This window comes from Aeromonas sp. Prich7-2, from assembly GCF_017939255.1.
GTDB classification, from domain to species: domain Bacteria; phylum Pseudomonadota; class Gammaproteobacteria; order Enterobacterales; family Aeromonadaceae; genus Aeromonas; species Aeromonas caviae.
The window spans coordinates 1-293 of record NZ_JAGKRI010000170.1; the positions used below are offsets into that span (position 1 = coordinate 1).

A 293-nucleotide genomic window follows, 5' to 3' on the forward strand; every position below is an offset into this window, starting at 1 on the left:
GAAGCCTTACCGGCTGGCCGTGCCCCAGTCTTACCTATCGCCAAGATTGTCACCTTACTGGTGCTGCTCATGCAGTTTTCTCCGCAAGATTTTGGTTATCAGCGCAGCCGTTGGTGTACTGAACTATTGGCTATAAAAATCAATCGATTAACAGGGCTCAATGTGGCAGCCTCCACGCTCCGCCGATGGTTACCTCGTATGGGCATTGTCTGGCGCAGGCCCGTGCCGACCTTGCGGATAAAAGACCCAGCCTATCAGGAAAAAATGGCGAATATCGACGCCGCGCTGGCCCG

1 protein-coding gene is annotated in these 293 nt (G+C 54.3%); it reads left to right on the plus strand.

From position 1 onward, the window contains the following. Nucleotides 1-293 (plus strand): winged helix-turn-helix domain-containing protein (locus tag J9892_RS20085; RefSeq protein WP_210538766.1); only part of this gene is annotated, 293 nt, incomplete at both ends.